Origin of the sequence: Hydrogenophaga intermedia, assembly GCF_023715105.1 — a bacterium.
Classification (GTDB): Bacteria; Pseudomonadota; Gammaproteobacteria; order Burkholderiales; family Burkholderiaceae_C; genus Hydrogenophaga; species Hydrogenophaga intermedia_A.
Map to the genome: position 1 here is coordinate 55,385 of NZ_JAMBNO010000007.1, position 19,888 is coordinate 75,272.

The 19,888-nt window shown below is 68.7% G+C and carries 18 protein-coding genes; 4 read left to right on the top strand and 14 right to left on the bottom strand.

The genetic code is table 11. From position 1 onward, the window contains the following. Window positions 1–6 precede the first annotated feature (6 nt). The 4 genes from M3149_RS07995 to M3149_RS08010 are packed head-to-tail and all read right to left on the bottom strand — an operon-like array spanning window position 7 to window position 4,071. Window positions 7–1,545: an ArnT family glycosyltransferase gene (locus M3149_RS07995; RefSeq protein WP_251708778.1), complete on the bottom strand. Its 1,539-nt coding sequence runs from the start codon at window positions 1,543–1,545 to the stop codon at window positions 7–9. Further along, complete coding sequence (locus M3149_RS08000) at window positions 1,542–1,910, bottom strand: SMR family transporter (RefSeq protein ID WP_251708779.1); 369 nt, start codon at window positions 1,908–1,910, stop codon at window positions 1,542–1,544. Before M3149_RS08000 ends, M3149_RS07995 begins: the two co-directional genes overlap by 4 nt. 5 nt (window positions 1,911–1,915) lie before the next feature. Beyond that, window positions 1,916–3,373, bottom strand: coding sequence for a UbiA family prenyltransferase (locus M3149_RS08005; RefSeq protein ID WP_251708780.1), 1,458 nt, complete (start codon window positions 3,371–3,373; stop codon window positions 1,916–1,918). 56 nt (window positions 3,374–3,429) lie between these two features. Beyond that, window positions 3,430–4,071, bottom strand: a complete 642-nt coding sequence (locus M3149_RS08010; RefSeq protein ID WP_251708781.1) for an exopolysaccharide biosynthesis protein — start codon at window positions 4,069–4,071, stop codon at window positions 3,430–3,432. A 254-nt stretch (window positions 4,072–4,325) separates the two neighbouring features. Here M3149_RS08010 and M3149_RS08015 point away from each other — a divergent pair, with 254 nt between their 5' ends. Then, window positions 4,326–5,342, top strand: coding sequence for an SGNH/GDSL hydrolase family protein (locus M3149_RS08015; RefSeq protein ID WP_251708782.1), 1,017 nt, complete (start codon window positions 4,326–4,328; stop codon window positions 5,340–5,342). On the opposite strand, the gene M3149_RS08020 is transcribed toward M3149_RS08015, so the two are convergent. From M3149_RS08020 to M3149_RS08050, 7 genes are all read right to left on the bottom strand, one after another. Then, window positions 5,324–6,331, bottom strand: a complete 1,008-nt coding sequence (locus tag M3149_RS08020; RefSeq protein WP_251708783.1) for a sulfate/molybdate ABC transporter ATP-binding protein — start codon at window positions 6,329–6,331, stop codon at window positions 5,324–5,326. The genes M3149_RS08015 and M3149_RS08020 overlap by 19 nt on opposite strands. After that, window positions 6,328–7,221: a sulfate ABC transporter permease subunit CysW gene (gene cysW / locus M3149_RS08025; protein WP_251708784.1), complete on the bottom strand. Its 894-nt coding sequence runs from the start codon at window positions 7,219–7,221 to the stop codon at window positions 6,328–6,330. Before cysW ends, M3149_RS08020 begins: the two co-directional genes overlap by 4 nt. After that, window positions 7,218–8,093 (bottom strand): sulfate ABC transporter permease subunit CysT, encoded by an 876-nt coding sequence (cysT, locus tag M3149_RS08030; RefSeq protein WP_251708785.1) that lies wholly within the window; start codon window positions 8,091–8,093, stop codon window positions 7,218–7,220. Before cysT ends, cysW begins: the two co-directional genes overlap by 4 nt. Before the next feature lie 3 nt (window positions 8,094–8,096). Beyond that, a complete protein-coding gene (locus M3149_RS08035) occupies window positions 8,097–9,086 on the bottom strand; it encodes a sulfate ABC transporter substrate-binding protein (protein WP_251708786.1) in 990 nt (329 codons plus the stop codon). Window positions 9,087–9,169: 83 nt separating this feature from the next. Beyond that, a complete protein-coding gene (locus M3149_RS08040) occupies window positions 9,170–9,718 on the bottom strand; it encodes an RBBP9/YdeN family alpha/beta hydrolase (protein ID WP_251708787.1) in 549 nt (182 codons plus the stop codon). A gap of 5 nt (window positions 9,719–9,723) precedes the next feature. Continuing rightward, window positions 9,724–10,737, bottom strand: a complete 1,014-nt coding sequence (locus M3149_RS08045; RefSeq protein ID WP_251708788.1) for a sulfate ABC transporter substrate-binding protein — start codon at window positions 10,735–10,737, stop codon at window positions 9,724–9,726. A 141-nt stretch (window positions 10,738–10,878) separates the two neighbouring features. Then, window positions 10,879–11,829: a LysR family transcriptional regulator gene (locus M3149_RS08050; protein WP_251708789.1), complete on the bottom strand. Its 951-nt coding sequence runs from the start codon at window positions 11,827–11,829 to the stop codon at window positions 10,879–10,881. 120 nt (window positions 11,830–11,949) lie between these two features. Between M3149_RS08050 and M3149_RS08055 the strand changes: the two genes are divergently transcribed. Then, on the top strand, window positions 11,950–13,467 hold the full coding sequence (locus M3149_RS08055; RefSeq protein ID WP_251708790.1) for a CoA-acylating methylmalonate-semialdehyde dehydrogenase: 1,518 nt from the start codon (window positions 11,950–11,952) through the stop codon (window positions 13,465–13,467). Continuing rightward, window positions 13,464–15,122, top strand: coding sequence for a GMC family oxidoreductase (locus M3149_RS08060; protein WP_251708791.1), 1,659 nt, complete (start codon window positions 13,464–13,466; stop codon window positions 15,120–15,122). The genes M3149_RS08055 and M3149_RS08060 overlap by 4 nt, the downstream gene beginning before the upstream one ends. Before the next feature lie 6 nt (window positions 15,123–15,128). Here M3149_RS08060 and M3149_RS08065 read toward each other — a convergent pair whose 3' ends face one another. Together M3149_RS08065 and M3149_RS08070 are read right to left on the bottom strand one after the other, a co-directional pair. Continuing rightward, on the bottom strand, window positions 15,129–15,455 hold the full coding sequence (locus tag M3149_RS08065) for a hypothetical protein (RefSeq protein WP_251708792.1): 327 nt from the start codon (window positions 15,453–15,455) through the stop codon (window positions 15,129–15,131). A gap of 7 nt (window positions 15,456–15,462) precedes the next feature. After that, window positions 15,463–16,758 (bottom strand): ammonium transporter, encoded by a 1,296-nt coding sequence (locus M3149_RS08070; protein ID WP_285886798.1) that lies wholly within the window; start codon window positions 16,756–16,758, stop codon window positions 15,463–15,465. 376 nt (window positions 16,759–17,134) lie between these two features. On the opposite strand from M3149_RS08070, the gene M3149_RS08075 reads away from it, so the two are divergent. Then, complete coding sequence (locus M3149_RS08075; RefSeq protein WP_251708793.1) at window positions 17,135–17,893, top strand: TSUP family transporter; 759 nt, start codon at window positions 17,135–17,137, stop codon at window positions 17,891–17,893. Between the two features lie 21 nt (window positions 17,894–17,914). Here M3149_RS08075 and mrdA read toward each other — a convergent pair whose 3' ends face one another. Next, on the bottom strand, window positions 17,915–19,888 hold the full coding sequence (gene mrdA / locus M3149_RS08080) for a penicillin-binding protein 2 (RefSeq protein ID WP_251708794.1): 1,974 nt from the start codon (window positions 19,886–19,888) through the stop codon (window positions 17,915–17,917).

Here is a 19,888-nt window from a genome sequence, read left to right on the forward strand (position 1 = left end):
CCCGCCTCAGCGTCCCGGCGCGCATTCGGCGAAGCCGTAGCGTTCGCAGAACGGGTTGCCGAGCACGGGCAGCCAGCGCGGGATGTCGTGAAAATCGCGCGCCACTGCGGCAAGCACCCGCTCCCGGTAGGGCGCGAAGCGGAAACCCTCGCCATCGACGTACCAGAACTCGGCGCCATCCACCGTGAAGGCGCGCTTGCTCACGCGCTCGAAGTAGGGCGTGTAGGCCGCAAGGTCGGGTTCGTCGTAGTGGAAGACGCGGATCGGCCGGCCGTCGTAGGTGCGGAAGTCGATGATCTGGTCGTCCTGCCGTGCATGGTGGCGCCCCGGGCCGAACACCGGCACGTAGCGGCCGTAACGGTACGCCAGCATGGCCGCCGGGTTGTAGGCCTGGGCCATCAACGTGCCGTTGGCGGGCAGCCCGTCGCGCAACGCGGCCACCACGGCGGCGTTCTCGCGCAGGAACACCGCGCGATCGGCCCATTTGGTGTGGGCAAACCAGCCCAGCGGCGCGAGCATCAGGCCCAGCACCAGCACCAGGTGCGGCAGCGACAGGGCTGCCGTGTAGCCCAGCAGGCGGCGCAGCGGACGCACATCGGTGCGAAGGCCGGCCCACACCACGAACACCGGCACGAAGCCCAGCACCCAGTGCAGGCCGACTGTGCGCCGCGTGGCCAGCAGTGCAAACACCACGAACGGGAACAGCCACAGCACCGCCAACGTGGTGCGCGTGGTGGTGCTCACCTCGGCAGGGGCGCGCGAGCGCGCGGCGCGCCACAGCCACCAGGGCGTGATGAGGTACAGCGCCATCGCCACATAGGTCAGCCAGGTCTCGAGCGACCACTGCGCCGCTTCGTTGCGGTTGAAGACGTTGAACATCACGTGGCTCCAGCCGTGCGTGGCGTTCAGGTAGAGGTTGGCGGCGATGGCCGGCAGTGCGGTGATGAACACCACGAACGGTGCCCACCAGCGCTCGCGCCGCCAGCCCCAGGCGTGGGCCGCGTAGGCAAAACCCAGCAGCGCCGCGAAATACTTGCTGAAGAAGGCCGTGCCCAGGAACGCGCCGCACAGCAGGTACCAGCCCACGCCGCGCTCGCTGGTATCCGCCCGCAGGTAGGCCCAGAACGACAGCGCCATGAACAGGATCAGCAGCGTGTCGGTGGTGACGAGCACGAACAGCCAGCTCCAAGGCATCGCCAGGTACACCGCGCCGGCCAGCCAGGCCTGTGCCTCGCGTGCCTCGGGCAGCAAGCGGCGCAGCAGGTCCACCACCAGCAGCGCGATCGCGCTCGTGACCAGCAGCGTCACGCTGCGCAGCACGATGGGTGCGTCGCTCACCGCGTGCAGCACGGCCAGCAGCCAGCCCACCAGGGGCGGGTGGTCCGAGTAGTGCCAGGCCGGGTGCATGCCCCACTGGTGGAACAGCGCCTCGTCGCCGGTGAAGGGAAACGTGGCCGCCAGCAGCAGCTTGAGGGCCAGCGTGCCGGCGAAGACCCACCAGAACAGACGGCGTGCGGCCGCCAGGGAATGGTCGTCGGCCTTCATGCGCGCACGTCCAGCGCCAGCAGGCTCACGCCGATGACGATGAGCGTGCAGCCCGCCACGCGCAACCAGGAAAACGGCTCGCCGAGCCACACGATGCCCAGGCCCACGGTGACCACGAAGCCCAGGCTCACGAGCGGATAGGCCAGCGATACGTCCAGCCGCGACAGCACCCACAGCCACAACACGGCGCTCGCACCGTAGAGAAACAGACCGAGCCACACCAGCGGGCTGGTGAATGCCTGCAGGTAGGTGCCAGCGACGTCGGCATGAGCGCCACCGGGGGCCAGGCCGCGCTTCATGGCCAGCTGCGCGGCCGAGGACAGCAGCACACAGAACACGGCAAGCACCAGGGCGATGGTTTTCATGGGCATCAGATTCCGACGGTGGCGAGCACACCGATGCCGATCATCACCGCCAGCGTGACCCAGCTGAACGGATCTTTCAGGGCAAAGGCCAGGGGATCTTCGCCGTGCAGCTCGCGCCGCCCGGTCTTGAGCCAGATGCGCATGATCCACAGCAGCAGCACGGGCGAGGCGGCCCACAGCACATCGGGTTGCGCGTAGAGCGCACGGCTGTTGGGCGAGTCGATGTAGAGCGCCAGCACCAGCACCGCCATGAAGCCGCTGGACATGCCCATGCTGCGCAGCGAAGGCAGGTCGCGTGGTTGGTAGCCGCGCCCGGGGGCCAACGATCGGCGGTCATCCATGGCTTCTTCCAGCTCGGCGCAGCGCTTTACAAGCGCCAGACTCAGGAACAGGAAGACCGAGATCGCGAGCAACCAGTTCGATGGGTCGACCGAGGCCGCCACCGCCCCGGCGCCGATACGCAGCGTGTAAAGCGCGGCCAGCAGCAGCACGTCGAACAGCGCAATGCGCTTCCAGCGCATGGAGTACGCCAGCGTGAGCGCTGTGTAGAGCGCCAGCACGGCGGTGAACGGCCAGCCGACCCAGAGCGCCAGCCCGAAAGCCGCCACGATCATGACCGCGCCCAGCACGACGGCCTGCTGGATGGTCACCGCGCCCGCGGCCAGCGGGCGCAGCCGCTTGATGCGATGCACGCGATCGTTGGGCAGGTCGAGCAGGTCGTTGAAGAGGTAGGTGGCCGAGGCACACAGGCCAAAGGCCACGAAGGCCACGAATACCTGCAGCCACAGCGCCGGATCGAGCGAGTGCGCAGCCAGCAGCGGCAGGAAGATGAGGCCGTTCTTGGACCACTGCTTGAGCCGGATCGCGCGCAGCAGCGTCTTGAGCGAAGGGGCATGGTGTTCGAAGGTGTGTGCCACCGGTTGGCGCTGGCGCAGCCGCCGCAGCACGCCCGCTGGCGCGTTGACCGCGATCGCCTGTGAAGCACCCTCCCACACGCTGAGGTCGTCGGTGCTGTTGCCGGCGTAGGCCCAGTGCTCGTGGCCGAGCGCGCGTGCATGCGCGGCGATCGCCTCGCGCTTGTTCGTGCGGCTGAGGTTGTGTTCGCCATCGGCCGTGCCCAGCACGGCACTGAACACGCCCAGGTGCTCGGCCACGCGCTGGCCGACGCGCACATCGGCCGCGCTGGCCAGGACCAGCGTCCGTCCGCGCGCGTGTTCATCGCGCAGGAACTGCACAAAGTCCTCGCGCCAGGGCAGGCGGGCCGGGTCGGGCTGCACGGCATCGGCCAGGGCGCGCTTGAACCCGGCTTTGCCGCGCGGCAACCAGGCCAGCATGCGCAGCAGGTTCAGCGGATCCTCGCGCACGAACAGCATGGCCGACTCATGCAGCGTGTCGCTCGGTGTGAGCGAACCGTCCAGATCCACGTAGAGCGGGCAGTCGTTTCGGGCGTGGTTGTCCAACATGCCGGGGGCGTAAAAGGGGGTCGGGCGATTCTAGGTGGCCCCCGCGGCACGTCGCCTCAGCCCGTGAGCCAGTGCCACCCCCGCTGGGTGAGGTCGATCACGACCTGCCCGAACGCCACCGTGTAAGCCAGCGCGCCCGCACCCGCGGCGGTGGCCGCCAGCAGCGCCAGGCCGTCGCGAAACATCCAGCCCAGCCCCAGCAGCACCAGACTCAGGCTGGGCAGCACGTTGCCGAACGGCAGGGGCAGGAAAATGATGGTGGCCATCACCGCGATCCACGCGCCCCACCAGGCGCGCGTGCGCTCATGGCGCCACGCTTGCCAGCGCGGGCTCAGCCAGCGGTTGGCGCGCTGGTAAAGCCAGGCCAAGCCGTGCAGGCTGCGCAGCGACCAACGCACATTGAGCGTGAGGCGACCCAGCGCGTCGGGGAGGGCAACGCTCTCGCGCCCCTTCGCCCAATACCACCCGAGCGCCACGATGAAGAAACTCAGGAACCAGCCGGCCCCGCCCACCGGGATGAGCGTGAACAGGGACAGCAGCATCACCAGCACCGGCAGCGAGCCCTCGCCGTGCAGGCGCAACAGGTCCGCCAGCGACAGGCGCAGGTCCGTCGCGGCATCGCCGTTGTCCGGGTGGCGTGCCTGTCGTTCGTGCTGGATGGCGGCGCGGCGCAAGCGGCGGGCGATCGGGTGTTTCATGCGGCAGCGATGCTGAGGAGATTGCGTGACCCTTTCACGACGGCCGGGTTCCCTGGCAAGCCTCCCGGTCTGCGTGCCGGCATCGCGTAAACCCGATGTCGCCCGGTTTGACAGCCTGAGCACCTGCCCGGATGGCCACGCCCTGCCAGGCCGCGCCGTGGCTTGCTTGGTCCGTGTCTTGCTGCAGGGCCCCGTCGGGCTCGCAGAAGGCCCGATGGGGCTTGCCCCGAACATCATCCACCGGAGACACATCCATGTTCGAATCCCGCCGCGCGACCCGTTGGTTGCGATCCGCCCTGGTCACGACCAGCCTGGCCTTGTCGGCCGTCACCGCCCAGGCCTTGCCCTACAGCGGCGTGGTCGTCTTCGGCGACAGCCTGTCTGACACCGGCAACATCGCTTCCATCTACGGCGCCGACCCCTTCGTGGCCACCGCCATCGGTTACGGCAGCAATGGCCGCTTCTCCAACGGGCCGGTGTGGCACGAGTACCTCAGCGCGGGCTTGGGCATGGCCGGCGCGTCGAGCACGCCCTCGCTGCAAGGTGGCAGCAACCTGGCCTTCGGCGGCGCGCGCACCGGTGCCGGGACGACACCCCCGGGCCTGCTGACCCAGTACGCCCTGTGGGACGGCGTCACCCCGGGCGCTGATCCGAATGCGCTCTACATCGTCTGGGGCGGTGGTAACGATCTGCGTGACGTCGCCAGCAGCGGCAACCCCGCGGGAATTCCCGCCGGCATCGCCAACCTGCAGTTCATGCTCACCGGCCTGATCGGTCAGGGCGCGAAAACCCTGCTGGTCCCCAACCTGCCCAACCTCGGGCTGATTCCCGAGTTCGCGGGTGATCCGGCCAAGAGCGCGTTGGCCACCTTTGCCTCCCAGCAGTGGAACCTTGCCCTGGCACAGATGCTGGCCTCGCTCTCGGGCCAGGCCGCGATCTACGCGCTCGACACCTTCGGCCTGTTCAACAACATCGCCGCCATGCCGGACGACTTCGGTTTCACCAACACCGCCGGCCAGTGCCGCAGCGTGGTGGGCGGGCTGGAAGTGTCTTGCGTCAATGCAGACGAGTTCGTGTTCTGGGACGCGGTACACCCGACCACCGCCGCGCACGAAATCATCGGCATGGCCGCAGCCGACCTGCTCAAGTACGGTCACCGCGTTCCCGAGCCGGGCACCCTGGCGTTGCTGTTGCTGGCCTGCCTCGCGAGCGTGTTCGCGCTTCAGCGGACCCGACGGCGTTCTGAGGCGCCTCAGCCCATCAGGGCCTGATCGACCGCGACGAGGGTTGGGCGCGGCGTCACCCGCACCGTGTCGCCCTCCCGCAGGCCCAGGGCCTCGAACTGCGCCGTGCCCAGGCGGGCCTCGATCAGCTCGTGCTCGCAGGAGGTGCACTCCAGCTCCAGCCGGACCACCGGGTCAAGCACGAGCACGCGGCGCAGGGTGGCCACCACGCCGCCATCAGCCGGCTCGCCGGGCAACAGCCGGCGCACCTCAAGTTCGTGCGGGCGCAGCGGGCGTGTGCCGTCGCCCACCAGCGGCACGCCGCCGAGAAAGCGCGCCACGAACGGCGTTGCCGGGTGTTCCCACACGCTGCGCGGGCTGCCCACCTGTTCGATCTTGCCGTGGTTCATCAGCACCACGCGGTCGGCCACTTCGAGGGCTTCCTCCTGGTCGTGCGTGACGAAGATGCTGGTGACGTGCAGCTCGTCGTGCAGGCGGCGCAGCCAGCGGCGCAGTTCCTTGCGCACCTGGGCGTCGAGCGCGCCGAAGGGCTCGTCGAGCAGCAGTACCTTTGGCTCCACCGCCAGCGCGCGCGCCAGGGCAATGCGCTGGCGCTGCCCGCCCGAGAGCTGCGCCGGGTAGCGATCGGCCAGCCAGTCGAGCTGCACCAGCTTGAGCAGATCGTGCACCTTGGCCTGGATCTGCTTCTCGCCCGGGCGCTCGCCACGCGGCTTGACGCGCAGGCCGAAGGCCACGTTGTCTGCCACCGTCATGTGGCGGAACAGCGCGTAGTGCTGGAACACGAAGCCGACGTTGCGCTCGCGCACGTGCACGTGGGTGCTGTCCTCGCCGCTGATGACGATCTGGCCGGCATCGGCGGTTTCCAGGCCCGCGATGATGCGCAGCAGCGTGGTCTTGCCGCAGCCCGAGGGGCCGAGCAGGGCCAGCAGCTCGCCGCTCTCGATGTCGAGCTGGATGTTGTCGAGCGCGTGGAAGCTGCCGAAGTGCTTGGAGATGTTCTGGACGTTGATGCTCATGCGGGGGCTCCTGCCGTTGTGGCAACGGCATCGGTGCGGGGACGTTCGGGCGGCAGCTCGGCCAGGGCCTTGAGCTCGCGCTCCATGCGCCATTCGGCGACGGTCTTGATAGCCAGGGTGACCAGGGCCAGCAGCGCCAGCAGCGAGGCCACCGCGAAGGCCGCGACGGACTGGTACTCGTTGTAGAGCACCTCCACGTGCAGCGGCATGGTGTTGGTCTGGCCGCGGATGTGGCCCGACACCACCGAGACCGCGCCGAACTCGCCCATGGCGCGCGCGTTGCACAGGATCACGCCGTAGATCAGGCCCCACTTGATGTTGGGCAGCGTGACGTACCAGAAGGTCTGCCAGCCGCTGGCGCCCAGCACCTGCGCGGCCTGCTCCTCCTCGTTGCCCTGCGCCTGCATCAGCGGAATGAGTTCGCGCGCGATGAAGGGGAAGGTGACGAAGATGGTGGCCAGGATGATGCCGGGCACAGCGAACACTATTCTGATGTCGTGCTCGGCCAGCCAGGGCCCCAGCCAGCCCTGCGCGCCGAACACCAGCACGTAGATCAGGCCCGCCACCACCGGCGACACCGAAAACGGCAGGTCGATCAGGGTCGTGAGGAAGGCCTTGCCACGGAACTCGAACTTGGCAATGGCCCAGGCCGCAGCCACGCCGAACACCAGGTTCAGCGGCACGGCCACCGCCGCGGTGATCAGCGTGAGCCGGATCGCCGACCAGGCGTCGGGCTCTTTCAGCGCCTCCCAGTAGGCGTCCCAGCCTTTGCGCAGCGCCTCGGTGAACACCGCGGCCAGCGGCAGCACCAGGAACAGCGCCATGAAGACCAGCGCCGCGGCGATGAGTGTGCGGCGCACCCAGGGCGCCTCGGTTCTTGCAACGCTCATGCCATCGCTCCACCGCTGCGCTTGCGCTGCCAGGCCTGCAGGCCGTTGATGATCAGCAGCAGCACGAACGAGATGGCCAGCATGACCGAGGCCACGGCGGTGGCGCCCGCGTAGTCGTACTGCTCGAGCTTGGCGACGATGATCAGCGGCGTGATCTCCGACACCATGGGCATGTTGCCGGCGATGAAGATCACCGAGCCGTACTCACCCACCGCGCGCGCAAAGGCCATGGCAAAGCCGGTGAGCAGCGCCGGCGCGATGCCCGGGAAGATCACGCGCCAGAAGATCTGCCAGCGCGTGGCGCCCAGGCTGCTGGCGGCTTCTTCGAGTTCCTTCTCGGTGTCTTCCAGCACCGGCTGCACCGTGCGCACCACGAAAGGCAGGCCGATGAAGATGAGTGCGATGACCACGCCGTTGGGGTTGAACGCGAGCTGGATGCCCAGCGGCGCGAACCACTGACCCACCCAGCCGTTGTCGGCCAGCAGCGCGGTGAGCGAAATGCCGGCCACCGCGGTGGGCAGTGCGAACGGGAGGTCCACCAGCGCGTCGACGATCTTCTTGCCCGGGAAGGTGTAGCGCACCAGCACCCAGGCCACGAGCAGGCCGAACACCACGTTCACCGAGGCCGCGATCAGCGAGGCGCCGAAGGTGAGGCGGTAGGACGCCAGCACGCGCGGCGAGGCCACGGCCTCCCAGAACTGCGGCCAGGTCATGGACAAGGTCTTGAGCACCAGCGCCGAGAGCGGGATCAGCACGATCAGGCCCAGGTAGAACAGCGTGTAGCCCAGCGTGATGTTGAAGCCCGGCAGCACGCGGCGCGTGGCGCGCCGCGCACCGGGCGCTGCCGGCAGGGGCAGCGAGGCGGTGGTCATGGCTCAACGCACCGTGTAGATCTGGTCGAACTTGCCGCCGTCGTTGAATTGCACTTTCTGTGCCTCCGCGAGCGAGCCGAAGTACTGGTCGACCGTGAACAGCTTGATGGGCTTGAAGGCGCTGGCGTGCTGCTTGAGGATGGCTTCCGAACGCGGGCGGATGTTGTGTTTGGCGGCGATGGCCTGGCCCTCGTCGGAGTACAGGAAGTCAAGGTAGGCCTTGGCCTCAGCGGCCGTGCCCTTCCTGGCCACCGTGCGCTCCACGATGGCGACCGGGTTCTCGGCCACGATGCTGGAACTGGGGTGCACCGCGTCGACCTTGCCGGCGCCGAACTCCTTGTCGACCGAGACGACCTCGGATTCGAAGGTGATCAGCACATCGCCGATGTTGCGTTGCAGGAAGACGCCGGTCGCGTCGCGCCCGCCGCGTGCGAGCACCGGCACGTTCTTGTAGAGCGCACGCACGAACTCGGCGGCTTGTTCGTCGGTGCCGCCCTTGGCGCGCACCTGGCCCCAGGCTGCGAGATACGCCATGCGGCCGTTGCCGCCAGTCTTGGGGTTGACGACAACCACCTGCACGCCGGGCTTGATCAGGTCGTCCCAGTCCTTGATGTTCTTGGGGTTGCCGTTGCGCACCAGGAACAGCATGGTGGACGTGGTGGGCGCGGCGCCGTTCGGGAACTTCTGGCGCCAGTCCTTGGCCACCACGCCTTTTTCGGCCAGGAAGTCGACGTCGGTGGTGGTGTTGAAGGTCACCACGTCGGCCTCCAGGCCGTCGGCCACGGCGCGCGCCTGCGCGCTGGAGCCCGCGTGCGACTGGTTGACCACCACGGTCTTTCCGGCCTTCTTCTGCGCCTCGATGAAGGCGGCGTTGATGTCCTTGTAGAACTCGCGCGACACGTCGTAGGACACGTTGAGCAGCGTGGTCTGGGCCGCGGCGAGGGTGCTCGCAGCGATGGCGGCGATGGCGATGAGGGTTTTGGTGCTGTTCATGGCAGGCGAGAAGGGTCTTGTCGACGAGGACGCGGATTCTGGAAGCCGTCACGCTCGAAACGAACGACTTTGTTGTGCTTTGCTTATGCGGTGGCGGCATGTGGCCGGCGCGTGTCCTGTGTCAGGCGGCGCAGCAGCTCGCGCCCCAGCGGCCATTCGCCGTGGCCGGAGGCCACGTTGATGTGGCCCGCGCCGTCAAGCCGGATGAACTCGCTGCCCCAGGCGCGGGCGTAGGCGCCCGCGAGGCGCACCGGGCAGAACGGGTCGTTGTCGCTGGCCACGAGCACACTGGGCCAGGGCAGGCAGTGGTAAGGCACAGGCGCGAAATCGGCCAGTGGGGCGCGGCGTTCCGGGTCGGCCGGGGCCACCAGCAGCGCACCCGCGATGCGCGGTGCCACCGCGGTGGGCAAGTGGGCCACCGCGATGCAACCGAGGCTGTGCGCAGCCAGCACCACCGGTTCCGTTTGCGCCTCGATGGTCTCGACCAACCGCTGTACCCAAGCCGTGCGGCGCGGCCAAAGCCAGTCGTCCTGTTCCACCCGCTTCGCGCCGGGCAACTGCGCAGCCCACAACGATTGCCAATGACCAGGTCCCGAGTTGCGCCAGCCCGGCACGATGAGCACGGTGTTCATGTCGCTCACTTGCGCGTGTAGATCTGGTCGAAGCTGCCGCCGTCCACAAAGTGCACCTTGGCCGCCTGGTCCCAGCCGCCGAAGGCCTGGTCGATGGTGAACAGGTTGAGCTTGGGCAACTGCTTGGCGTACTTGGCCTGGGCCTTCTCGGAGCGCGGGCGGTAGAAGTGCTTGCCGATGATGTCCTGCGCTTCTTCGGTGTACAGGTATTCGAGGTAGGCCTGCGCCACGGCGCGGGTGCCCTTTTTGTCCACGTTCTTGTCGACCACGGTCACCGCGGGCTCGGCCAGGATGGACAGCGAGGGGTAGACGAAGTCGACCTTGTTGCCGAACTCCTTCTCGAGCAGGTAGGCCTCGTTCTCCCAGCTGATGAACACGTCGCCCTGGTTGCGCTGAGCGAACGTCACGGACGAGCCGCGTGCGCCGGTGTCGAGCACGGGCACGTTGGCGTAGAGCTTGCCCACGAACTCTTTGGCCTTGTCGTCGCTGCCGTACTTGCGCTTGGCGAACTCCCACGCGGCCAGGTAGTTCCAGCGCGCTCCGCCCGAGGTCTTGGGGTTGGGCGTGATGACTTTGACGTCGGGGCGGATCAGGTCGTCCCAGTCCTTGATGTTCTTGGGGTTGCCCGCGCGCGTGACCAGCACGATGGTGGAGGTGTAGGGCGAGCTGTTCTGCGGCAGGCGTTTCTGCCAGTCCTTGGGAATCCACTGACCGTTGGTGTGCAGCGCGTCGGTGTCACCGGCCAGGGCCAGCGTGGCGACGTCGGCGTCCAGGCCGTCGATGATGGAGCGCGCCTGGCGGCCCGAGCCGCCGTGCGACTGCTTGATGGTCACGTCCTGGCCGGTCTTGGCCTTCCACTGTTTGGCGAATGCGGCATTGATCTCGACGTAGAGCTCGCGCGTCGGGTCGTAGCTGACGTTGAGCAGCGTGACGGGCGCGGGCTGGGCGTGCGCGGTGCCCAGCGTGAGCGTGAGCGCGGCGGCGCCCAGGGTGTGCAGAAGGTGGCGACGGGTGGACATGAGGCGTTCCTTGCTTGGGTTGCGGGGCTGCTCGGTGCAGCAAGGCCGCGATGTTCCCGGGAACGCATGGAAGAAGGAACGAATACGTTTTTGGTTGTTTATGACCAAATCATCTGAGCCGCCAGCCTCGCACCCGCGGGCTCAGGACGTCACGCCAAAGCCCGGCGCCAGCGTCTCGCGCAACCACGCGACGAACGCCGTTACCGCGCGCGGCACGTGGCTCGCGTAGGGGCGGATGGCGTAGATGTGCGGGCTGAAGCCGCCCACCGATTCCCAGCCGTCCAGCACCTCGACCAGCTTGCCCGCTTGCAGCGCAGCCTGCGCGCTGAAGTCGGGCACGAGCGCGATGCCCAGGCCGGCGATGGCGGCATCGCGCAAGGCCTCGCTGTTGTTGGCGCTGAAGGGCCCGGCCACAGCGACTGTCACGCGCGGTGTACTGCCGCGCCGTCGCGGATCGGTGGGCTGGAAGTGCCAGGTCGGCGTGTCCTGCCCGCGCGGGTAATGCAGGCAGTCGTGCTGCGCCAGGTCCTGCGGGTTCGTGGGTGTGCCGCGGCGGCGCAGGTAGGCGCGGCTGGCCACCAGCAACGAGCGCGTGTCGCACAGCGTCCAGGCCACGTGGGTGTCGGGCGGCGCGGCGGTATGGCGGATGGCCAGGTCGAAGCCCTCGGTGGCGAGCGAGCTCAGCCGGTCGGAGAGTTCGAGCTCCAGCCGCACCTGGGGGTGGGCGCGCAGGAACTCAGCGATGCGAGGCACGAGTTGCTGGCGCGCGAAGGCCACCGGGGCCGTGACGCGGATGCGTCCCGACGGCAGCTCGGCCAGGTCGCGCACGCTGGAGAAACTCTGCGCGATGCGCTCGAAGGGTTCGCGCATGCCGTCCACCAGGCGTTGCCCGGCTTCGGTGAGGCGCACGCTGCGCGTGGTGCGCTGCACCAACGGCACACCGGCCGCGCGCTCCAGCTCGGCAATGTGCTGGCTCATGGCCGCCTTGCTCACGCCCAGGCGCTGCGCGGCCGCCGTGTAGCTGCCTTGTTGTGCCAGCACCGTGAGCCAGTGAAGGTGCCCCCAGAGCGCTTCGACTTTTTCGGACTTCATGGCGCCATTGTTCACCAATGCAAACAATGCGTTCACGCCGTTGGTCTAGGCACGGGGGAGGTGGCTGCCTACACTGAACCGATCGTTCCCTTTTCCGCCGTTGCTCACCGAGGCCCCGCCATGTCCACGAACCCCACTCCCATCCATCACTTCATCGGCGGTCGCGTCGCCCCCGGCACGTCCGCCCGTGTGCAGGACGTGACCAACCCCGCCAGCGGTGCCGTCACCGGCCGCGTGGCGCTCGCCAACGCAGCCGACGTGGGTGCCGCCGTGGCCGCCGCTCAAGCCGCGTTCCCGGCCTGGGCCGACACGCCGCCGATCCGACGGGCGCGCGTGATGTTCAAGTTCCTCGAACTCGTGAACCAGCACAAGGACACGCTGGCCAAGCTGATCACCGCCGAGCACGGCAAGGTGTTCACCGACGCGCAGGGCGAGGTGGCGCGCGGCATCGACATCATCGAGTTCGCCTGCGGCATTCCCCAGTTGCTCAAGGGCGACTTCACCGATCAGGTCTCCACCGGCATGGACAACTGGACGCTGCGCCAGCCGCTGGGCGTGGTGGCCGGCATCACGCCGTTCAACTTCCCGGTCATGGTGCCCATGTGGATGTTCCCGGTGGCCATCGCCGCGGGCAACACCTTCGTGCTCAAGCCCAGCCCGATCGATCCCTCGCCCTCGCTTTTCATCGGCGAACTGCTCAAACAGGCCGGGCTGCCCGACGGCGTCTACAACGTGGTGCAGGGCGATAAGGAAGCCGTGGACGCGCTGCTCGTGCACCCCGACGTGAAGGCCATCAGCTTCGTCGGCTCCACGCCGATTGCGAACTACATCTACGAAACCGGGGCCCACCACGGCAAGCGCGTGCAGGCCCTGGGCGGCGCCAAGAACCACATGGTGGTGATGCCCGACGCCGACCTCGACCAAGCGGTGGACGCGCTCATCGGCTCGGCCTACGGCAGCGCCGGCGAACGCTGCATGGCGATCAGCGTGGCGGTGCTGGTGGGCGACGTCGGCGAGCGCATCATGCCGAAGCTGATCGAGCGCACGAAGACGCTCAAGGTGCTCGACGGCATGAACCTCGCGGCCGAGATGGGCCCGATCGTCACGGCCGCTGCGCATGCGCGCATCAGCGGCTACATCGATGCCGGCGCGAAGGAAGGCGCGACGCTGCTGGTGGACGGCCGCGGCTTCGATGGCGCGAAGGCCGGCGCCGACACGGCCAAGGGCTTCTGGATGGGCGGCACGCTGTTCGACCACGTGACCACCGACATGAAGATCTACAAGGAAGAGATCTTCGGCCCCGTGCTCAGCTGCGTGCGCGTGCCCGATTTCGCCACCGCGGTGCAGATCATCAACGACCACGAGTTCGGCAACGGCGTGAGTTGCTTCACCCGCGACGGCAACGTGGCGCGCGAGTTCGCGCGGCGCATCCAGGTCGGCATGGTGGGCATCAACGTACCCATCCCGGTGCCGATGGCCTGGCATGGTTTCGGTGGCTGGAAGAAGAGCCTGTTCGGCGACATGCACGCCTACGGCGAGGAGGGCGTGCGCTTCTACACCAAGCAGAAGTCGATCATGCAGCGCTGGCCCGAAAGCATCGGCAAAGGTGCCGAGTTCGTCATGCCGACCGCCAAGTGAACGGCCTCACCTTCGACTTCATCGTCATCGGCGCGGGCACCGCAGGGTGCCTGCTTGCCAACCGCCTGAGCGCCGACCCGTCGAAGCGCGTGCTGCTGGTCGAGGCGGGGCGAAAGGACGACTACCACTGGATCCACATTCCGGTGGGTTACCTCTACTGCATCGGCAACCCGCGCACCGACTGGTGCTACCAGACCGAGCCCGACCCCGGTCTCAACGGCCGGCGCCTGCGCTACCCGCGCGGCAAGACGCTCGGCGGCTGTTCCAGCATCAACGGCATGATCTACATGCGCGGCCAGCGGCGCGACTACGAGCACTGGGCCGACCTCACCGGCGACGATGCCTGGCGCTGGGACAACGCGTTGCCCGACTTTCGCGCGCACGAGGACCACTACCGGCTCGATGCCGCGCAGGACGAGGCCTTCGCGAAGCTGCACGGCAACGGCCGCCTCGGCAGCACCGGCGAATGGCGCATCGAGAAGCAGCGCCTGCGCTGGGACATCCTCGACGCCTTCGCGCAGGCGGCGCAGCAGGCCGGCATCCCCGCCACGGCCGACTTCAACGCCGGCGACAACGAGGGCGTGGGCTACTTCGAGGTGAACCAGAAAGCGGGCTGGCGCTGGAACGCGTCCAAGGCCTTTCTGCGCCCGGTGCAGCAGCGCCCGAACCTCACGGTGTGGACCGAGACGCTCACCGAGCGCCTGACCATCGAGCGCGGCGCCAGCGGCGCGCTGCGCTGCACCGGTGCCGAGCTGCGCCGCGGCGGTGAGCGTGTGGCCGTGCGCGCCACGCAGGAGCTGGTGCTCAGCGCTGGCAGCGTCGGCTCACCCGCCATCCTGCAACGCTCGGGCGTGGGCCCGGCGCCGCTGCTGCAGCAACACGGCATTGCCGTGGTGCATGAATTGCCGGGCGTGGGCGAGAACCTGCAGGACCACCTGCAGATCCGCGCCGTTTACAAGGTGCAGGGCGTGAGCACGCTCAACACGCTGGCCAACTCCCTTTGGGGCAAGGCGAAGATCGGCCTGCAGTACGCGCTCACGCGCAGCGGACCGATGAGCATGTCGCCCAGCCAGCTCGGCGCCTTCACGCGCAGCGATCCGTCGCGGCCGCACGCCAACCTCGAGTACCACGTGCAGCCGCTCAGCCTCGATGCCTTTGGTGAACCGCTGCACGCCTTCCCCGCGTTCACCGCCAGCGTGTGCAACCTCAACCCCACGAGCCGCGGGCACGTGCGCATCACCGGTGCCGCGCCCGAGGCCGCGCCGGCGATCGCGCCCAACTACCTCGCCACCGACGACGACCGCCGTGTGGCCGCCGACAGCCTGCGCGTGACACGCCACATCGTCGCGCAGCCCGCACTGGCGCCCTACCGGCCCGAGGAGCACAAGCCTGGCCCGCAGTACCAGAGCGACGAAGAACTCGCGCGCCTGGCGGGGGACATCGCCAGCACCATCTTCCACCCCGTGGGCACCACGAAGATGGGGCGCGCGGACGACCCGACCGCGGTGGTGGACAGCCACCTGCGCGTGCGCGGCATCGCGGGTCTGCGCGTGGTCGACGCGGGCGTGATGCCCACCATCACCAGCGGCAACACCAACAGCCCGACGCTCATGATCGCGGAGAAGGCGGCGCGCTGGATCCGTGCGGGCGCCTGAGCGGCCTCAGCGCAGACCGCCCACGTAGCGTGGATCGCCGTCGGGCGCGGCAGGCGATGCCGGGCCAGGCCGCAGGCTGTCGGCCGCCACCTCCAGCAGCGTGCGGCGCGGCATGGCGCCCATCGCGTTGATCGCTGCCTCCAGCTTGTCCGCCAGGGGCAACAGGTCGGTGTGTCCGTCGCTGCGCGCCTTCTCGCGGGTGTAGCGCACGATCTCGCGCGCGTACTCCGCGTTGACCGTCATCCACTCGGTGTCCGTCACCCGCCCGGTCTTGCGCCGCAGCAGCACGTGCAGGTGCGCGGCGATCGCGAACAGCTCGCTGCCGGTGCTCATGGGCCGCTCACCCGCCGAGTTTTTCGTTGTGCAACGACAGATCAAGTCCCTGTCGTTCGTCGCCCTCGCGCACGCGCAACCCGGCAAAGCGTGACACCGCGAACAGCACCACCGTGGTCATCACCAGGCTGTAGGCCAGCACCGCCAGGCAGGCCACGAGTTGCGTCAGCACATTGCCCGAGGCCCCGCCGATGGCCGGGTCGGCGAACACGCCGGTGAGCAAGGCACCCACCAGGCCGCCGACACCGTGCACGCCGAACACATCGAGCGAATCGTCGGCGCGCAGCAGGCGCTTGAGGCCGGTGGCGCCCCAGTAGCAGGCCAGCCCGGCCACGATGCCGATCACCAGCGCTGCGCGCGGGCTCACGAAGCCCGCTGCCGGCGTGATGGCCACCAGGCCCGCCACCACGCCCGAACACAAACCCAGTAGCGTGGCGCGCTTGCGCACCCACCACTCGGCGGCCATCCAGGACAGGGCCCCGGCCGCCGCGGCGATGTGCGTGACGGCGATCGCCAGCCCCGCGCGCCCGTCGGCGGCGAGCGCCGAGCCGCCGTTGAAGCCGAACCAGCCCACCCACAGCAGGCCGGTGCCGGCCATCGTCAGGCCCAGGTTGAAGGGCAGGAAAGGCTCGCGCCCATAGCCCTGGCGCGGGCCCAATGCGTACGCACACACCAACGCCGCAGCGCCGGCGTTGATGTGCACCACCGCACCGCCCGCGAAATCGAGTGCACCGAGTTGCGCCAGCCAGCCGCCCGGTTCCCACACCCAGTGCGCGATGGGGGCATACACCAACAGCAACCACAGGCCCATGAACCCGAGCAGCGCACCGAACCTCATGCGCTCCACCAGCGCGCCCACCACCAGCGCACAGGTGATGACCGCGAAGCTGAGCTGGAACATGGCGAACACCGACTCGGGCAGGTGCGGTGCGATGTGGCTCACCGCCACCTGCCCCGTCGTTCCCAGGTAGTCCAGGCCCGCGAAGCCGATGCGGTCAAGCCCGCCGATGAAGCCGCCCAGGGCGCCTCCGGGCGTGAAGGCCAGCGAGTAGCCCAACGCGAACCACAACAGACTCACGAGCGCGGCGATCGCCACCACGCTGGCCAGCGTGTTGATCACATTGAAGCGGCGCACCATGCCGCCATAGAACAGCGCGATGCCGGGCAGCGTCATCAACACCACCAGCGCGGTGCTGACCATGACCCAGGCGGTGTCGGCGCCGTCCAGGCCGTCGGTCGGCGCAAGCGCCGGGCCACTGGGCCCCTGGGCCCACGCCAGCCCGGGCAGGGTCCAGGCCGCCATGGGTGTGACGCGCTTCACGAAACGGAGCACGGAGGGCAGGCAAAACAAAGCCTGACGGCCCGGGAGTCGCTTTTGGTGCATGTGATATCCCCCAACGGTGGTGGGCCCGCACAGCATTTCCTGTGCCAGTGGCCAGCGGGTGCAAGGGAAAGCCCGTACGCACCTGTCCGGTGCGGTCGGCTACAGTTGCGCCATCGCCGATGCCCTGCGGGGCAGCGGACCCTGGAGACCGAGGAGACGACAGAACACCGGCAGCGCCGGACGTGCCACACCGGCGCAACCCACACCACAGGAGCCGACCCACAAGGTCGGCTCTTTGCTTTTGAAGGTGTCCGCGACAGGGCGTCTCGTGGCGGGCGGCGACAATCGCGGCGCCATGGAATTGCTGCTCGCTTCGGCCGCCTCGTTGCTGGCCGGCTTCATCGACGCGATCGTGGGCGGCGGCGGGCTGGTGTTGGTGCCCGCGCTGTTCGCGATCTTTCCCAACACCCACCCGGCCACGCTGTTCGGCACCGGCAAGGGCGCTGCCGTCTGGGGCACGGCGGCCGCCGCCACGCAATACGCGCACCGCGTGGACATGCCCTGGGCCTCGCTGCTGCCGGCGGCAGTGCTCACCTTCGTGGGCGCCATGGCCGGTGCATGGACGGTGACCGTGGTCTCGCCTGACATCCTGCGCCGCGCGCTGCCGTTCGTACTCGCAGCGGTGCTGATCTACACCCTGGCGCGCAAGGACATGGGCCGTTCCCACGCGCCGGCCTTCGCGGCCGCGCATCAGACCGCGGCGGCCTGCGCCATGGGTGTGGTGCTCGGCTTCTACGACGGCTTCTTCGGCCCGGGCACCGGCAGCTTCTTCGTCTTTTTGTTCGTGCGCTGGCTGGGCTTTGATTTCCTGCACGCCAGCGCCAGCGCCAAGCTGCTCAACACGGCGTCCAACCTTGCTGCCCTCTCGCTGTTCGCGCTCAAGGGCCACGTGTGGTGGCATTTCGCGCTGGTCATGGCGGTGGCCAACGTTGCCGGCAGCTTGCTGGGCACCCGCCTGGCGCTCAAGCACGGCAGCGGCTTCGTGCGCTGGGTGTTCATCGGGGTGGTCACCGTGCTGATCGCACGGACCACCTACGACGCCTGGTTGCGCTGACACGCGGCGCACCGCGCGAGATCACTGGGCGGCGCTGACCGCGGCCGGTACCGGTGGCCAGGGCACCTCGCTCGCCTTGCGCGGTGTGCCGATCGGCGGGCCGCCCTGGCCGGCCTGTTGCGCGGCGATGTCCTGCTCGCTCGGGTACTGGTCGAGCAGCAGGTAGTCGAACACGCGGCGCGCGATGGGTGCGGCGGCGGCGGCGCCGAAGCCGGCGTTCTCGACGATGACGGCGAGCGCCACGCGCGGCGCGTCGGCCGGCGCGAAGGCGACGTAGAGCGAGTGGTCGCGCTGGTGCTCTTCCAGCTTTTTCGCGTCGTAGCGCTCGCGTTGACCGATGGTGACGGCCTGGGCCGTGCCGGTCTTGCCGCCGCTGGTGTAGCCGGCGCCCGCGAACACGCGCGCCGACGTGCCTTCGGTGGTGACGGCTTGCATGGCGCTCAGCACCGCCTGCAGGTGCGCGGGCTGGTAGCCCAGCGGCACGCCCTCGGGTTTGGGCAACGCCTGGCGCTCGCCGGTGATCGGGTCGCGCCGGGCCAGCGTGAGGTGCGGCGTGTGCTTGACGCCACCGCCAGCCAGTGTGGCCATGGCGTGCGCGATCTGCAGCATGGTGAAGTTGTTGTAGCCCTGGCCGATGCCGAGCGAGATCGTCTCGCCGGCGTACCAGCGTTGCTGCTCGGGCGTCTTGTAGGTGGCGCGCTTCCAGGCCTGGCTGGGCAGCACGCCGCGCAACTCGCCCTTGAGGTCGATGCCGGTGATCTGCCCAAAGCCCAACGGCTTCATGAAATCGTGCATGGCGTCCACGCCCATCTCGTTGGCCAGCGAGTAGTAGTAGACGTTGCTCGACTTGATGATGCTGCGGCGCAGATCCACCGCGCCCAGCCCGGCGTCCCCGTGGCTGCGGAAGCGGTGGTTGCCCAGCATCCAGTAGCCCGGGTCGTTGACGACGGTATCGACCTTGCGCGCACCGGTCTCGAGCGCGGCCAGCGCCATGAAGGGCTTGTAGGTGGAGCCCGGTGGGTACCCGCCGCGCAGCGCGCGGTTGAGCAACGGCTTGTCGATCGATTCGTTGAGCGCGCGCCAGTTGTCGACGTCAATGCCTTCCACGAAGAGGTTGGGATCAAAGGTGGGCTTGGAAACCAGCGCCAGCACCTCGCCGTTGCGCGGGTCGATGGCCACCAGCGCACCGCGGCGATTGCCGTAGAGCGTCTCGATGAGGTGTTGCAGCTTGGCGTCGATGGTCAGCACCATGGTGTCGCCCGGTACGGGCGCGGTCGCCGCCAGCGAGCGCACCGCGCGTCCGCCGGCCGAGGTCTCGACGCGCTCGAAACCGGTGGTGCCGTGCAGCGTCTGCTCCTGCTGCTGCTCCACGCCGAGCTTGCCGATGTATTCGGTGCCGCGGTAGTTGGCCTGCTCTTCTTCGGGCCAGTCGGCCATGAGCTCTTTCTCGCGCTGGTTGATGCGCCCGATGTAGCCCACCACGTGGCTGGCCGACTCGCCGTTGGGGTAGTGGCGCAGCAGCTTGGCGCGCACCTCCACGCCGGGGAAGCGGAAGCGCTGCGCGGTGAAGCGGGCCACCTCCTCGTCGCTCAGGCGCGTGCGCACCGGCACCGCGTCGAAGCGGTGCGACTCCTCCATCAGCTTGCGAAAGCGGCGCTCGTCGCGGGGCGAGATCTCGACCAGTTCGCGCAGCGCGGTCAGCGTGGCGTCCACGTCCGGCGTCTGCGAGGGCGTGATCTCCAGGGTGTAGGCCGAGTAGTTGCTGGCCAGCACGCGGCCCTGGCGGTCGACGATCTGCCCGCGGTTGGGCACCACCGGCAGCACGGCAGTGCGGTTGCTCTCGGCCTGCGCCATGTAGGCCTCGTGCTGCACCACCTGCAGCCACACCATGCGCGCCACGATCAGGCCGAAGGCCAGCAGCACGGCCAGCGCGATCACGATCACGCGCGTGCGGAACTGCGCGAGGTCGGCTTCGACGTTTCGCAGCTCTGTCAT

Coding starts and splice junctions, on each gene's coding strand:
- M3149_RS08065 (WP_251708792.1), bottom strand. CDS start 15,455: ATGAGCACCGGCAGCGAGCTGTTCGCGATCGCCGCGCACCTGCACGTG.
- M3149_RS08035 (WP_251708786.1), bottom strand. CDS start 9,086: ATGAACAGCACCAAAACCCTCATCGCCATCGCCGCCATCGCTGCGAGC.
- M3149_RS08005 (WP_251708780.1), bottom strand. CDS start 3,373: ATGTTGGACAACCACGCCCGAAACGACTGCCCGCTCTACGTGGATCTG.
- M3149_RS08020 (WP_251708783.1), bottom strand. CDS start 6,331: ATGAGCATCAACGTCCAGAACATCTCCAAGCACTTCGGCAGCTTCCAC.
- M3149_RS08075 (WP_251708793.1), top strand. CDS start 17,135: ATGGAATTGCTGCTCGCTTCGGCCGCCTCGTTGCTGGCCGGCTTCATC.
- M3149_RS07995 (WP_251708778.1), bottom strand. CDS start 1,545: ATGAAGGCCGACGACCATTCCCTGGCGGCCGCACGCCGTCTGTTCTGG.
- M3149_RS08000 (WP_251708779.1), bottom strand. CDS start 1,910: ATGAAAACCATCGCCCTGGTGCTTGCCGTGTTCTGTGTGCTGCTGTCC.
- M3149_RS08070 (WP_285886798.1), bottom strand. CDS start 16,758: ATGGCGGCCTGGACCCTGCCCGGGCTGGCGTGGGCCCAGGGGCCCAGT.
- M3149_RS08040 (WP_251708787.1), bottom strand. CDS start 9,718: ATGAACACCGTGCTCATCGTGCCGGGCTGGCGCAACTCGGGACCTGGT.
- M3149_RS08045 (WP_251708788.1), bottom strand. CDS start 10,737: ATGTCCACCCGTCGCCACCTTCTGCACACCCTGGGCGCCGCCGCGCTC.
- cysT (WP_251708785.1), bottom strand. CDS start 8,093: ATGACCACCGCCTCGCTGCCCCTGCCGGCAGCGCCCGGTGCGCGGCGC.
- M3149_RS08050 (WP_251708789.1), bottom strand. CDS start 11,829: ATGAAGTCCGAAAAAGTCGAAGCGCTCTGGGGGCACCTTCACTGGCTC.
- mrdA (WP_251708794.1), bottom strand. CDS start 19,888: ATGACAGAGCTGCGAAACGTCGAAGCCGACCTCGCGCAGTTCCGCACG.
- cysW (WP_251708784.1), bottom strand. CDS start 7,221: ATGAGCGTTGCAAGAACCGAGGCGCCCTGGGTGCGCCGCACACTCATC.
- M3149_RS08010 (WP_251708781.1), bottom strand. CDS start 4,071: ATGAAACACCCGATCGCCCGCCGCTTGCGCCGCGCCGCCATCCAGCAC.
- M3149_RS08055 (WP_251708790.1), top strand. CDS start 11,950: ATGTCCACGAACCCCACTCCCATCCATCACTTCATCGGCGGTCGCGTC.
- M3149_RS08015 (WP_251708782.1), top strand. CDS start 4,326: ATGTTCGAATCCCGCCGCGCGACCCGTTGGTTGCGATCCGCCCTGGTC.